11 protein-coding genes are annotated in these 13,125 nt (G+C 62.4%); all 11 read right to left on the bottom strand.

Annotation, left to right across the window (positions count from 1 at the left end; all coding sequences use genetic code 11):
- Positions 1-91: 91 nt before the first annotated feature.
- Positions 92-1,387: a phosphoribosylamine--glycine ligase gene (gene purD / locus I5S59_RS07290; RefSeq protein WP_197876039.1), complete on the bottom strand. Its 1,296-nt coding sequence runs from the start codon at positions 1,385-1,387 to the stop codon at positions 92-94.
- A gap of 120 nt (positions 1,388-1,507) precedes the next feature.
- A complete protein-coding gene (purH, locus tag I5S59_RS07285) occupies positions 1,508-3,115 on the bottom strand; it encodes a bifunctional phosphoribosylaminoimidazolecarboxamide formyltransferase/IMP cyclohydrolase (RefSeq protein ID WP_197876038.1) in 1,608 nt (535 codons plus the stop codon).
- An 82-nt stretch (positions 3,116-3,197) separates the two neighbouring features.
- Entirely contained in the window at positions 3,198-3,518 is a 321-nt protein-coding gene (gene fis / locus I5S59_RS07280; protein WP_003186237.1) for a DNA-binding transcriptional regulator Fis, read from the bottom strand.
- The gene (dusB, locus tag I5S59_RS07275) at positions 3,515-4,528 is read right to left on the bottom strand and encodes a tRNA dihydrouridine synthase DusB (RefSeq protein ID WP_197876037.1); all 1,014 of its coding nucleotides are present in this window, start codon (positions 4,526-4,528) and stop codon (positions 3,515-3,517) included. Before dusB ends, fis begins: the two co-directional genes overlap by 4 nt.
- 212 nt (positions 4,529-4,740) lie before the next feature.
- Positions 4,741-6,015 carry a DUF3426 domain-containing protein gene (locus I5S59_RS07270; protein ID WP_197876036.1) on the bottom strand — a complete coding sequence of 425 codons (1,275 nt, stop codon included), beginning with the start codon at positions 6,013-6,015 and terminating at the stop codon, positions 4,741-4,743.
- 40 nt (positions 6,016-6,055) lie between these two features.
- A complete protein-coding gene (prmA, locus tag I5S59_RS07265) occupies positions 6,056-6,934 on the bottom strand; it encodes a 50S ribosomal protein L11 methyltransferase (protein ID WP_197876035.1) in 879 nt (292 codons plus the stop codon).
- A 174-nt stretch (positions 6,935-7,108) separates the two neighbouring features.
- Positions 7,109-8,464 carry an acetyl-CoA carboxylase biotin carboxylase subunit gene (gene accC / locus I5S59_RS07260; protein WP_197876034.1) on the bottom strand — a complete coding sequence of 452 codons (1,356 nt, stop codon included), beginning with the start codon at positions 8,462-8,464 and terminating at the stop codon, positions 7,109-7,111.
- A 17-nt stretch (positions 8,465-8,481) separates the two neighbouring features.
- Entirely contained in the window at positions 8,482-8,937 is a 456-nt protein-coding gene (gene accB, locus I5S59_RS07255; RefSeq protein ID WP_197876033.1) for an acetyl-CoA carboxylase biotin carboxyl carrier protein, read from the bottom strand.
- Positions 8,938-9,035: 98 nt separating this feature from the next.
- Positions 9,036-9,488 (bottom strand): type II 3-dehydroquinate dehydratase, encoded by a 453-nt coding sequence (aroQ, locus tag I5S59_RS07250; RefSeq protein ID WP_028945755.1) that lies wholly within the window; start codon positions 9,486-9,488, stop codon positions 9,036-9,038.
- 173 nt (positions 9,489-9,661) lie between these two features.
- Positions 9,662-11,473, bottom strand: a complete 1,812-nt coding sequence (locus I5S59_RS07245; RefSeq protein ID WP_197876032.1) for a protein-disulfide reductase DsbD — start codon at positions 11,471-11,473, stop codon at positions 9,662-9,664.
- 140 nt (positions 11,474-11,613) lie between these two features.
- Positions 11,614-12,393, bottom strand: coding sequence for a methyl-accepting chemotaxis protein (locus I5S59_RS26700; protein ID WP_420066445.1), 780 nt, complete (start codon positions 12,391-12,393; stop codon positions 11,614-11,616).
- Between the last annotated feature and the right edge of the window lie 732 nt (positions 12,394-13,125).

The raw sequence follows: 13,125 nt of genomic DNA, 5'->3' as shown, positions 1-13,125 counted from the left end.
GGCGCAGCAAGGCGAAGGCAAGGCCCTGGGAGGGCCTCGCCGCCAAGCCGTCAGCAGGACGCCCGGGGCGTCGCTGCTGGCGGGCGCTACGTTACTCCTGATGCTCACCGCGTTCGCGGGCAATGGCACGGTAGCCAATGTCGCTGCGGTAGAAGCTGCCGTCCCAGCTGATCTCGGCGGCCAGGCGGTAGGCCTGCTGCTGAGCGGACTCGACCGTGTGGCCCAGGGCGGTGGCGCAAAGTACGCGGCCGCCAGCCGAGACAACCTGGCCGTCTTTGAGTGCAGTACCGGCGTGGAACACCTTGCCTTCGATTTTCGCGGCAGCGTCCAGACCGTTGATGGCTGCACCCTTGGCGTAGTCGCCCGGGTAGCCGCCAGCGGCCAGTACCACGCCCAGGCTCGGGCGTGGGTCCCATTGGGCCTCGACCTTGTCCAGGGCTTTGGCAAAGGCGGCTTCGATCAGCAGCACCAGGCTCGACTCCAGGCGCAGCATGACTGGCTGGGTTTCCGGGTCGCCGAAGCGGCAGTTGAACTCGATGACTTTCGGGTTGCCGGCTTTGTCGATCATCAGGCCGGCATACAGGAAACCGGTGTAGACATTGCCTTCCTCGGCCATGCCGTTCACGGTCGGCCAGATCACCTGGTCCATGACGCGCTGGTGGACGTCGGCAGTTACTACCGGGGCTGGCGAGTAAGCGCCCATGCCGCCGGTGTTCGGGCCGGTATCGCCGTCGCCGACACGTTTGTGGTCCTGGCTGGTGGCCATTGGCAGCACATTCTTGCCATCGACCATGACGATGAAGCTGGCTTCCTCGCCATCAAGGAACTCCTCGATCACCACGCGCGAACCGGCTTCACCGAAGGCGTTGCCGGCGAGCATGTCGCGTACGGCGTCTTCGGCTTCGGCCAGGGTCATGGCGACGATCACGCCTTTACCGGCGGCCAGGCCGTCGGCCTTGATCACGATCGGTGCGCCTTTTTCACGCAGGTAGGCCAGGGCCGGCTCGATCTCGGTGAAGTTCTGGTAATCGGCAGTCGGGATCTTGTGGCGAGCCAGGAAGTCCTTGGTAAAGGCTTTGGAGCCTTCCAGCTGGGCCGCACCGGCGGTCGGGCCGAAGCAATCCAGGTTGCGGCTGCGGAACAGATCGACAACACCGGCAACCAGCGGGCCTTCGGGGCCGACGATGGTCAGGGCGACGTTCTTTTCGGCAAAGTCGGCCAGCTGTTCCAGGGCGGTGACGTCGATGTTGACGTTCTCGCACTTGGCTTCGGTGGCGGTGCCGGCGTTGCCCGGGGCAACGAAGACTTTCTCGACCCGTGGGTCTTGAGCGACTTTCCAGGCCAGGGCGTGTTCACGACCGCCGCTGCCGATAATCAAAACATTCATGTCAAAACCTCGATGACGCTAATTCTTCAATCAGAAAGCAACGCTTTCTGCGCTTCTGCCGTGTATGCATTGCGAGGCCGCACTGAAGCAGGTGACTGCTTCAGTGCGGCCGTTTGACGATTAGTGACGGAAGTGGCGCATGCCGGTGAAGACCATGGCAATGCCGGCTTCGTCGGCGGCAGCAATCACTTCGGCATCACGCATCGAGCCACCTGGCTGGATCACTGCCGTGATACCCACTTTAGCTGCGTTATCGATGCCGTCACGGAACGGGAAGAACGCATCCGAGGCCATGACCGCGCCCTGCACCTGCAGGCCGGCGTGTTCAGCCTTGATTGCAGCAATACGTGCCGAGTTGACGCGGCTCATCTGGCCGGCGCCGACACCGATGGTCTGACGGTTCTTGGCGTAGACGATAGCGTTGGACTTGACGTACTTGGCCACTTTCCAGGCAAAGATCAGGTCGTGGATTTCTTGTTCGGTCGGCGCACGTTTGGTGACAACCTTCAGGTCGCCTTCAGTGATCATGCCGATGTCACGGCTCTGAACCAGCAGGCCGCCGGTTACACGCTTGTAATCCCAGGCGGCAGCACGTTCAGCCGACCACTGGCCGCAGGCCAGCAGGCGAACGTTGGCTTTGGCTGCGACCACGGCGCGGGCTTCTTCGCTGACGCTCGGGGCGATGATCACTTCGACGAACTGGCGCTCGACGATAGCCTTGGCCGTTTCGGCGTCCAGTTCGCGGTTGAAGGCGATGATGCCGCCGAATGCCGACTCGGTGTCGGTGGCATAGGCCAGCTCATACGCCTGGCGGATGCCGCCTTCGGCGTCCGGGCTGACTGCCACGCCGCACGGGTTGGCGTGCTTGACGATGACGCAGGCTGGCTTGACGAAGCTCTTCACGCACTCCAGGGCAGCGTCGGTGTCAGCCACGTTGTTGTACGACAGCTCTTTGCCCTGCAGCTGTACTGCGGTAGCGATACCGGCTTCGGTCGGCTTGGCTTCGACATAGAACGCCGCGCTCTGGTGCGGGTTCTCGCCGTAACGCATTTCCTGGGCTTTGACGAATTGGCTGTTGAAGGTGCGCGGGAACTCGCTGCGACCGGACGTCGACAGGGTCTCGGCGGCCTGATTCACAGTGCCCATGTAGTTGGCGATCATGCCGTCGTAGGCGGCGGTGTGCTCAAAGGCCTTGAGCATCAGGTCGAAGCGCTGGGCGTAGGTCAGACCGCCAGCCTTGAGACTTTCCAGAACCTGACCGTAGTCGCTGGCGTTGACCACGATAGCGACGTCTTTGTGGTTCTTGGCCGCGGAGCGGACCATGGTCGGGCCGCCGATGTCGATGTTCTCGATCGCGGTCGGCAGGTCACAACCCGGCTTGGAGATGGTGGCTTCGAACGGGTAGAGGTTGACGGCAACCAGGTCGATCGGCTTGATGCCGTGCTCGGCCATGATGGCGTCGTCGGTGCCGCGACGGCCCAGGATGCCACCGTGGATTTTCGGGTGCAGGGTCTTGACCCGGCCGTCCATCATTTCGGCAAAACCGGTGTAGTCGGCAACTTCCACCGCGGCAACGCCGTTGTCCTGGAGCAGCTTGAAGGTGCCGCCGGTGGACAGGATCTCGACGCCGAGCTGTTGCAGCTCACGGGCGAATTCAAGGATCCCGGTCTTGTCGGAAACACTGATCAAGGCGCGGCGGATCGGCAGGCGGGTAGTCTGGTCGGTCATTTCAGATTCCATAACGCGGTGGAGTCAGCAAAAAAGGCGACCTCATCGAATGGGAGCCGCCTTTTCTGGTTTGGATGCTTGCTTACAACAAATCGTACTGTTTGAGCTTTTTGCGCAAGGTGCCGCGGTTGAGCCCGAGCAGCTCGCTGGCTTTGGTCTGGTTGCCCTTGACGTAGTTCATCACGCTTTCGAGCAATGGCGCTTCGACTTCCGAGAGCACCAGGTTGTACACGTCCGTGACGGCCGCGCCCTCGAGATGGGCGAAATAGTTGTGCAGCGCCTTTTCCACACTGCCGCGAAGGGTCTGACCTTCTTCGCTCGGTGTATTCAGGTGCTGTTTCAGGTTGACGTTGTCGCTCACGGGCGTTGTTCCACTCACTAAAGTCTCGGTCATCATCGTCATGCGGCCACCCCTTGTCCGTCCTCTGTCTCAAGGCTCTGTTCACGATCGCGGAAAAAACCGCGAACGTCGGCGCACTGCGCTTGCGTATCTTCCAAACGATTGAACTGGGCGCGAAACTCCTTGGCGCCCGGAAGTGTTGCCAGGTACCAGCCGACATGCTTGCGGGCGATGCGTACGCCCATCACATCGCCATAAAAGGCGTGTAGCGCGGCCAGGTGTTCCAGCAGAATACGTTCCACTTCATCCAGCTGCGGCGCCGGTAATTGCTCGCCGGTGCGCAGGTAATGCTCGATCTCGCGAAAGATCCATGGCCGCCCCTGGGCAGCCCTGCCGATCAGCAGACCATCGGCCCCGGTCGCCTGTAGCACGGCCTGGGCTTTTTCTGGCGAGGTGATGTCGCCGTTGGCAAACACCGGTATCGACACCGCCTGCTTGATCGCAGCGATGGTGTCGTACTCGGCGTCGCCAGTGTAAAGGTCGGCACGGGTTCGCCCGTGTACCGCCAATGCCTGGATACCGGCCTGCTCGGCAATTTTTGCTACCGTCAGCCCGTTTTTGTTCTCCCTGTCCCAACCCGTGCGGATTTTCAGCGTGACCGGTACATCCACGGCGGCAACAACCGCATGGAGGATCTCGCTGACCAGGGCTTCATCTTTCAATAAAGCAGAGCCTGCAGCCTTGTTGCAGACTTTTTTTGCAGGACAGCCCATGTTGATGTCGATGATCTGCGCGCCGGCCTCGACGTTGGCCAGGGCGGCGGCTGCGAGCATCTGCGCGTCACCACCGGCGATCTGTACCGAGCGTGGCTCGGGATCACCTTCGTGAATCATGCGCAGGCGCGACTTGCGGCTGTTCCACAGGCTCATGTCGCTGCTGACCATCTCCGACACCACCAGGCCTGCACCCATTCGTCGGCATAGCTGACGGAATGGCTGGTCCGTGACCCCGGCCATCGGGGCAAGAATCAGGTTGTTCTGCAGTGTGTATGGGCCGATGCGTACCGCCGACATAGGAGTTCCCTGTTGTGGGGCCGGATCATTAGAGTTCGAAAAAGGGTTGGCATGATACCCGCTCTCGGTGACCGGATAAAGATAGATTTGGATAAAATCTGAACAACTGGCGTGCTGCTGCAAGTGGCAAGCTTCAGGCCATAAGTAAAAACTGACCGACGCACGGCCCGCTGATTCTTGTGGCTTGAACCTTGCTGCCTGCGGCTTTGCGCCTATTCCGGTGAGCGGAAGCTCAGGCTGTAATTGACCGCCTTGGGGCCCGGGTCGAGGATGTCCAGGGCGATATGGATCGGCACCTGGCTGGGCATTTCGCCTTTGCCGGCCAGTTCGCCACTGAGGTACTCGGTGGGTTTGAAGCGCCGGCTGGCGATCAACTGGCCGTTGAGGTCGGCAAAACGCAGCTCCAGCAGCGGAAACGGCTGGGTGAAGGGCGCGCGGTTGTAGATGATCGCATCGACGATCAGTGCGCCATTGAAGTCCGGGTGGCTACGCACCACCAGGTTGCTGCTTTTGATCCGGGCGATATCGACTCGCGAAGGCACCTGGCAACCAACCTGCGGGCAGATCTGCTGGAACCAGGGGCGGTACTGGTCCTGGCGGGCCAGTTCGTCGAAGTGGTACCAGATGTACTGGCCGGCGAGGGCTGCAGCGGCCACCAGAATCAGCAAGATCCACAACAGGCGCTTGCCCCAGTGGGCCTTGGGCTTCTGCCAGTCCAGCTGCAGCGGGTCGTCGACCAGGTCGAGCAGGGGTTCCTTGCGTGCAGGGCGGCTGGAGATTGGGCCCAGGCCGGGTTCGTGACGCTCGTGCGGATCGACCTGAGGTGAATCCAGGTCGTCATCCGGCTCTTTTGCCGACAGGCGCTCGATCGCGGGCTCATGATGCTCGGCGGCGATCCCGTGAGGGTGCCTGGGCGCCGTTTCGAGGTCGTCGTTGAGGATATCCGGGTCGAGTGACAGCGAGGGTTCGGTACGCTCCCCTGGCGCGGGTGCCAGATCGAGGGTTTCCTGTTCGATCAGCGGCGGTTGCGGCTCATCGAGTGCCTCTGGCGGTTCTTCACGTTCATTGTTGGGCGTGCTGAACAAGCTGTCTGGCCAGACCTGATCGTCACCTTCCGGCTCGTCGCGATGGGCGCTGAGGTTCTCTTCACGAGGGCTGTTGCCCTTGAGCTCGGTAATCGGCTGGATTTCCCGTTGCTCCAGGCGCGCCAGTTCTTCATCCAGGTCCAGCTGGTCCAGATCAAGCTCGGCAGCGCTCCAGTCGTGCCGCTCCGGGGCAGGTGCTGGCGGCGGGGCTTGCACTTCGGCAGGGGCGGGGTCGGCAGCGGGCTGTTGCGCCGCGCTCTGCTCCAGCAGCTGCTTGGCCGCGTTGAATACCTGCATGCAGGCGCCGCAGCGCACCACGCCGCGGGCCACACTCAACTGATTGTGGCTGACGCGAAAGCTGGTCTGGCAATGCGGGCACTGGGTGACGAAACTGTCGGTCATGCGGCGGTCCGGGTTATGCAGAAGTTTATTCTAGGCGCACTTAGCGGCGGCGACCACTGATGCGTACCCAGCCGTCGCGAACGGTGATCGGGTCCAGATCGAAGTCCTTGGCGTAGGCAGCAGCCACTTCGTCGCCCTGCTCGGCAAGGATGCCGGACAAGGCCAGCAGGCCGCCCGGGCGTACCAGGCCAGAGAGCTGCGGCGCGAGGGCAACCAGTGGACCGGCGAGAATGTTGGCGACCAGTACATCGGCCTGCATTGCCGGCATGTGCTCGGGCAGGTACAGGGCAAATTTCTCGTCGGCGATACCGTTGCGCCCGGCATTGTCGCGCGAGGCTTCCAGGGCCTGGACGTCGATGTCGGTGCCGACGGCTTCACGGGCACCCAGCAGCAGGGCGGCGATGGCCAGAATCCCGGAACCGCAACCGAAGTCGAGCACCTGGGTGCCGTTCAGGTCCTGGCCATCGAGCCACTCCAGGCACAGCGCGGTGGTCGGGTGAGTGCCGGTACCGAACGCCAGGCCCGGATCGAGCAGCAGATTGACGGCGTCAGGTTCTGGCGCGGCATGCCAGCTTGGCACGATCCACAGGCGCTGGCCGAAGCGCATGGGCTGGAAGTTATCCATCCAGCTACGCTCCCAGTCCTGGTCTTCGATCACTTCGGCCTGGTGTTCCGGCAATTCAGTGCCGGTCAGTAGTTGCAGGTGGGCGAACACTGCGTTGGCATCGGTATCGGCTTCGAACAGGGCCAGCAGGTGCGTATGCGACCACAGCGGAGTGGTGTTGAGGTCCGGTTCGAAGATGGGCTGGTCTTCGGCGTCCATGAAGGTGACCGAAACCGCGCCTACTTCGAGCAGGGCATCTTCATAGGTTTCGGCTTGTTCCGGGCTGATGGCCAGACGTACTTGCAGCCAAGGCATGGCGGGCACCTTTGGAAAAATCTACAGGGGCAGCGCTAGGCTGCGAGAAGCCCGCCAGTTTACTTGAGTGCGAAGGGTTTGTAATGAAGAGCATGAGCGGCGGTGGCAACAAGGCCCGCGTATGAAAAAAGACCCCGGCCAATGGGCCGGGGTCTTTTTCACATCACGTCAAGATCACTCCTGGCTAGCCAGTTTGTGTTCCAGATAGTGAATGTTGACGCCACCTTTGCAGAAACCTTCATCGCGCACCAGGTCGCGGTGCAGCGGGATGTTGGTCTTGATGCCGTCGACGACGATTTCGTCCAGGGCATTGCGCATGCGTGCCATGGCTTCGTCACGGTCTTTGCCGTAGGTGATCAGCTTGCCGATCAGCGAGTCGTAGTTCGGCGGAACCGAGTAACCGCTGTACAGGTGCGAATCGACGCGAACGCCGTTGCCGCCCGGGGCATGGAAGTGCTTGACCGTGCCTGGGCTCGGGATGAACTTGCGCGGGTCTTCGGCGTTGATCCGGCACTCGAGCGAGTGACCACGGATAACCACGTCTTCCTGACGGAACGACAGCTTGTTGCCAGCGGCGATGCTGAGCATCTCCTTGACGATGTCGATACCGGTGACCATCTCCGAAACCGGGTGCTCCACCTGAACACGGGTGTTCATTTCGATGAAGTAGAAACGGCCGTTCTCGTAGAGGAACTCGAAGGTACCGGCGCCACGGTAGCCGATCTCGATGCAGGCATCGACACAGCGCTTGAACACTTCCTGGCGGGCCTTTTCGTCGATGCCCGGTGCCGGCGCTTCTTCCAGAACCTTCTGGTGGCGGCGCTGCAGCGAGCAGTCGCGGTCACCCAGGTGCACGGCGTTGCCTTGACCGTCGGAGAGTACCTGCACTTCCACGTGGCGTGGGTTGGTCAGGAATTTCTCCAGGTACACCATCGGGTTGCCGAACGCTGCACCGGCTTCGGTACGGGTCAGCTTGGCCGAGGAGATCAGGTCCTCTTCCTTGTGCACGACGCGCATGCCGCGACCACCACCGCCACCGGCGGCCTTGATGATCACCGGGTAGCCAACCTCGCGGGCAATCGCCAGCGCGGTTTCTTCGTCTTCCGGCAGCGGGCCGTCGGAACCCGGAACGGTCGGAACGCCGGTCTTGATCATCGCGTCCTTGGCCGAAACCTTGTCGCCCATCAGGCGAATGGTGTCGGCTTTCGGGCCGATGAAGGCGAAGCCGGAGTTCTCCACCTGTTCGGCGAAGTCGGCGTTTTCGGCGAGGAAGCCGTAGCCCGGGTGGATAGCGGTGGCACCGGTCACTTCTGCGGCGGCGATGATCGCCGGAATGTGCAGGTAGGAGTCCTTGGAGGAGGCGGGGCCAATGCACACCGACTCGTCGGCCAGGCCCAGGTGCATCAGTTCACGGTCAGCCGTGGAGTGTACGGCGACGGTCTTGATGCCCAGCTCTTTACAGGCACGCAGGATCCGCAGGGCAATTTCCCCGCGGTTGGCAATCAGGACTTTTTCCAGCTTCGCAGACATCGTTGGCTCTCCGCGGTTCAAACGATGGTGAACAGCGGCTGGTCGAACTCAACCGGCTGACCGTCTTCTACCAGGATGGATTCGATCACACCGCTGGTTTCAGCTTCGATGTGGTTCATCATCTTCATGGCTTCGACGATGCACAGGGTGTCGCCTTTCTTCACGGTCTGGCCGACTTCAACGAAGGCTGGCGAGGTAGGCGAAGCTTTGCGGTAGAAAGTACCGACCATTGGCGAACGGGCAACGGTGCCGTTCAGTTTTGGTGTGGCCGGGGCTTCGGCGGCGGCTGGTGCGGCGGCGGCAGGCGCGGCAACCGGGGCAGCAGCAACTGGCGCAGGTGCGTAGTACTGTTGGGCCGGGGTCTTGCTGTGACGGCTGATCCGTACGGATTCCTCGCCTTCCTTGATCTCCAGCTCGTCGATGCCAGACTCTTCCAGCAGTTCGATCAGTTTCTTGACTTTACGGATATCCATTAATCATCAACTCCCAAGGTTCGGTCAGGGGCGTAAATACAAAAACGTGTAAGTAAACGTTTCTTGTGAGCCCTAGCCTGGTGGCCAGGTTCTCGTCATCAGGGCTTTGCGTTAGCAGCCAGGTGTTCCAGGGCAGACTCCAGGGCCAGCCGGTAACCGCTGGCGCCCAGGCCGCAAATCACTCCTACGGCGACATCAGAAAAGTAGGAGTGATGGCGAAAAGGTTCGCGTTTGTGCACGTTGGACAGATGCACTTCGATGAATGGGATGCTCACCGCCAGCAACGCGTCACGTAATGCGACACTTGTATGTGTGAAAGCCGCCGGATTGATCAGGATAAAGTCGACGCCTTCGCTGCGCGCAGCATGGATGCGGTCGATCAGTTCGTACTCGGCATTGCTTTGCAGGTACTGCAGGTGATGGCCGGCGGCGCGGGCGCGCTGCTCCAGGTCCTGGTTGATCTGGGCCAGGGTAACGGCGCCGTAGACACCCGGTTCACGGGTACCGAGCAGGTTCAGGTTGGGGCCGTGCAGCACCAGTAGCGTTGCCATCTGTGTTTCCTTTTGTCGTTAGGCACAAACGTTGCGCGGCGACTATGCCGTAAACCGCCGGGCAGTGTCCAGTTGCCGGCAATAGCCAGCACGATGACCGAGATTCACGGCAAATATGTGACTAGCTTATTAATTTCGGTCATCGATGGTGGCGTTTGCACGGCCAGAGGAAGTTATAGACCCAGATCGCTGCGAATGCGCGTCAGATGCTCGGCAAATTCGACGGCGTTTGTCTCACCTACTACCCGATCAGCGTTTTTTTCGCTGCCGTTCGCAGCAAAGAACAACAGCGCTGGCGGCCCGAACAGCTGGTAGCGGTCGAGCAGGGCGCGCTGTTCGGCGTTGCTTTCGGTGATGTCGAAGCGCAACAGCGTGTAGCCCTGGAGCTGCTGTTTGACCGCCGGTGCGGTCAGTACCTCATGCTCGATGACCTTGCAGCTGATGCACCAGTCGGCGTACCAGTCCAGCACCACCGGTTTTCCGTCAGCCTTGGCCTGGGCCAGGGCACTGTCGAGGGCGGCAGGGGTGGTGATGGTCTGCCAGTCGGCCTGCGTCGCCACCGGCGCGTTGCTTTCACTGCGCATTGCGGTGGCTTGGGGCAACGGGCGCAGCGGATCGGTCCGGCCACTCAGGGCGCCGTACCAGCAGGCCAGGGCATAGGCCAGCAGCACCAGGCCGAGCAATTGCGCCAGGCGTTGCAGGGTGGTTTTCGTCGTGAACTCCAGGGTGCCGAGGAACAGGGCGACACCGGCACTCAACAGGCCCACCAGCAGCAAAGTGATCTGACCGGGCAATACCCGGCTCAGCAGGGCGATGGCCAGGCCCAGTAACAGTACGGCAATGGCATTTTTTACCGTGACCAGCCAAGGCCCGCTTTTCGGCAACCAGGCGGCACCGCCGGTGGCCACCAACAGCAGCGGGGCGCCCATGCCCAGCCCGAGGGCAAACAGTTTCAGGGCGCCGCCCAGCGCATCACCGCTGGCACTGATATACAGCAGCGCACCGGCCAGGGGCGCGGATACGCAAGGCGACACCAGCAGGCTGGAAAACACCCCGAGAATGGCGGCACCGAGCAGCGACCCGCCTTTGGTCTGGCCAACCAGACGCTCCAGGCGATGGCTGATGGCATGGGGCAGCTTCAGTTCAAACAGGCCGAACATGGCCAGCGCAAACAGCACAAAGAACAGCGAGAACGGCACCAGTACCCAGGCCGATTGCAGGCGCGCCTGCAGGTTCATGCTGGCGCCGAACAAGCCCATCAGGGCGCCGAGCAAGGCAAAGCAGGCGGCCATCGGCAACACATAGGCCAGCGACAGGCTGAAACCGCGCAGGCCTCCGACCTGGCCGCGCAGTACCACGCCAGACAGGATCGGCAGCATCGGCAGGACGCACGGCGTGAAGGTCAGGCCGACACCGGCGAGGAAGAACAGCAGCAGTTCTTTCCAGGTCCACGCCTTGACGCTGGTGCTGGCACCGGCACCGGCACCGGCACCGGCGCTGGCCGGCTGCGCGGCGCCGCTGCCGTCGATGTTCAGGCGTGCGGTTTCCGGCGGGTAGCACAGGCCCTTGTCGGCGCAGCCCTGGTAGCCAACCAGCAGGGTAAAGGCGCGGCTGTCACCGGCAGGGCGAGGGATGTCGATATCGACGATGCCGTGGTAGACCTCGACGTTGCCGAAGAACTCGTCATGCTTGGCTTCGCCCGGGGGGATCTGCGCCTTGCCCAAGGCGATATCGGCGGGTTCGGTGTGGAACTGGAAGCGATGGCGATACAGGTAATAGCCTTCGGTTGCGACGAAGCGCAGCTTGATGCTTTGGGCATCGCTTTGTACCAGGCTGAGCTTGAAGGCTTCGTGTACCGGCAGGAAGTCGGCGCTGTTGTTCAGCGATGAGGCGCCCAGGGTGGCGCTGGGGCGGTTGTCGAGCAGGCCGGCGCCGACGGCGGGCAAGGCCAGGAGCAGAGTCAGGAGTAAAAGCAGGCGGCGCATGGCGGTCTCGCAGTACAAAAGTGCCTGCATGATAACGGACTGCGCCACGCCCCGCCGCAACCTGATGTGTCTGTAAACGACGGCGACCGCTGCGCGCTCGATCGCAGGCTTCGCCAGCGCCCACAGCATTCGGGGTTGGATCAGACCCGAAAGGTACGTACTGCGGTGTTCAGCTCGCCGCCCAGCCTGAGCAGCTGTTCGCCCTGCTCCCGGCCTTCGCCGATACGCTGCAGGTTGTCTTCGCCCAGGTCATGGATGCGCTCGCTGTGATCGCGTATCTCGCTCACGGCACCACTTTGCTGGGCGGTAACGTCAGCAATGCGTACGGCTGTATCGGCAATGGTCTGGATCGCCGCGACGATTTCATCCAGCGCTCCGTCGGCCGCCTGCGCCTGGTTGGCAGTCGCCTCGGCGTGCTCAAGCTGGGCGCGCATGCCCTCGACCGATTCGCGGGCAGCCTGCTGGAGGCGACCGATCAAGGTCTGAATCTCGCCAGTGGCACCTGTGGTGCGCTGGGCCAGAGAGCGCACCTCTTCGGCGACCACGGCAAAGCCGCGGCCCATTTCTCCGGCACGTGCAGCCTCGATCGCGGCGTTCAGGGCCAGCAGGTTGGTTTGCTCGGCAATCGAGCGAATCACCGTGAGCACGCCGCCGATGGTGCCCGACTCTTCTGCCAGTTGCTCGATCATCTGCGCATTTCCCTGCACTTCATCCACCAGCGCGCGTAGCCCGGCAAGGCTCTGGCCGATCACTGCCTGGCCTTGTTCCACGGCGCGACCGGCGTCGCGGCTGGCATCGGCAGCCTGGCTGGCGTCGCCAGCTACCTGGACGATGGTCGCTTCCAGTTCACCCAGAGCGTCGCGTATCTGCGCGGTGTCACCGGCCTGGCGCTCGGCGCCTTCGTGCAGGGCGCTGCTCATGCCGGCCAGGGCGTGGCTACTGCCCGCCACCTGTTCGGCGTTGCTGCGGATGGTGCCGACGAGCTCCACCAGGTAAAGACGCAGGCGGTTCAGGGAATCCTGAATATCGTGAATCTCGCGATTACTCTTGCCCAGCGCAATCGGCTGGCTGAAGTCGCCCTCGGTCCAGCGTGACAAGGCCGGGGCAAGGTTGGTCAGGACCCTGGCCAGGCGCCGCTGCAAAGTATCGATAAGCAGGGCGATCAACAGAATCAGGCCGATCATCAAGCCCTGGATCACCCGTACTTCATTCTGGATGGTGGCGTGCTGGCTGCGTACCAGAGGTTCCAGGGCGGCAATGGCCTGTTGTACCGCGGCAATCTGTTGATGGGTGCTGGTGGCCAGTTCGCTGCGGCGCTGGATTTGCTCGCGGGTGCGTTGCAGTTCGCCCGGGTAGCGTTTGAGCAGGCTGTTCAATTCACGCTTGAGGGCGATGCCGGTGTCTTCGGCCTCGCTGCTTCCTTGCGACTCCAGCCCCATCAACGTGGCAAAGTCGTCGGCGCCGGATTCGCGGGCGGCGGTAACGCCGAGCAAAGGCAGTGCTTCAAGGGCCTCGGCCTGGGCACTGATCTGTGCCAGCTCTCGCTCCACTTCAGCGGCCAGCTCGCTGCGGCCGCTGCTGACCAGTTTGTCGCGGGCCAGCGACAGGCGCGACAAGTGCAATGTGGCGCGTAGCAGCAGCGGCGTATAGCC

Source organism: Pseudomonas alkylphenolica, assembly GCF_016009175.1.
Lineage (GTDB): Bacteria > Pseudomonadota > Gammaproteobacteria > Pseudomonadales > Pseudomonadaceae > Aquipseudomonas > Aquipseudomonas alkylphenolica_B.
Note: the sequence above shows the minus strand (reverse complement) of the source record. Positions and strands in the feature narration are given on the sequence as shown.

Coding starts and splice junctions, on each gene's coding strand:
- accB (WP_197876033.1), bottom strand. CDS start 8,937: ATGGATATCCGTAAAGTCAAGAAACTGATCGAACTGCTGGAAGAGTCT.
- fis (WP_003186237.1), bottom strand. CDS start 3,518: ATGACGATGATGACCGAGACTTTAGTGAGTGGAACAACGCCCGTGAGC.
- I5S59_RS26700 (WP_420066445.1), bottom strand. CDS start 12,393: ATGAGCAGCGCCCTGCACGAAGGCGCCGAGCGCCAGGCCGGTGACACC.
- accC (WP_197876034.1), bottom strand. CDS start 8,464: ATGTCTGCGAAGCTGGAAAAAGTCCTGATTGCCAACCGCGGGGAAATT.
- purH (WP_197876038.1), bottom strand. CDS start 3,115: ATGACCGACCAGACTACCCGCCTGCCGATCCGCCGCGCCTTGATCAGT.
- dusB (WP_197876037.1), bottom strand. CDS start 4,528: ATGTCGGCGGTACGCATCGGCCCATACACACTGCAGAACAACCTGATT.
- I5S59_RS07270 (WP_197876036.1), bottom strand. CDS start 6,015: ATGACCGACAGTTTCGTCACCCAGTGCCCGCATTGCCAGACCAGCTTT.
- I5S59_RS07245 (WP_197876032.1), bottom strand. CDS start 11,473: ATGCGCCGCCTGCTTTTACTCCTGACTCTGCTCCTGGCCTTGCCCGCC.
- aroQ (WP_028945755.1), bottom strand. CDS start 9,488: ATGGCAACGCTACTGGTGCTGCACGGCCCCAACCTGAACCTGCTCGGT.
- purD (WP_197876039.1), bottom strand. CDS start 1,387: ATGAATGTTTTGATTATCGGCAGCGGCGGTCGTGAACACGCCCTGGCC.
- prmA (WP_197876035.1), bottom strand. CDS start 6,934: ATGCCTTGGCTGCAAGTACGTCTGGCCATCAGCCCGGAACAAGCCGAA.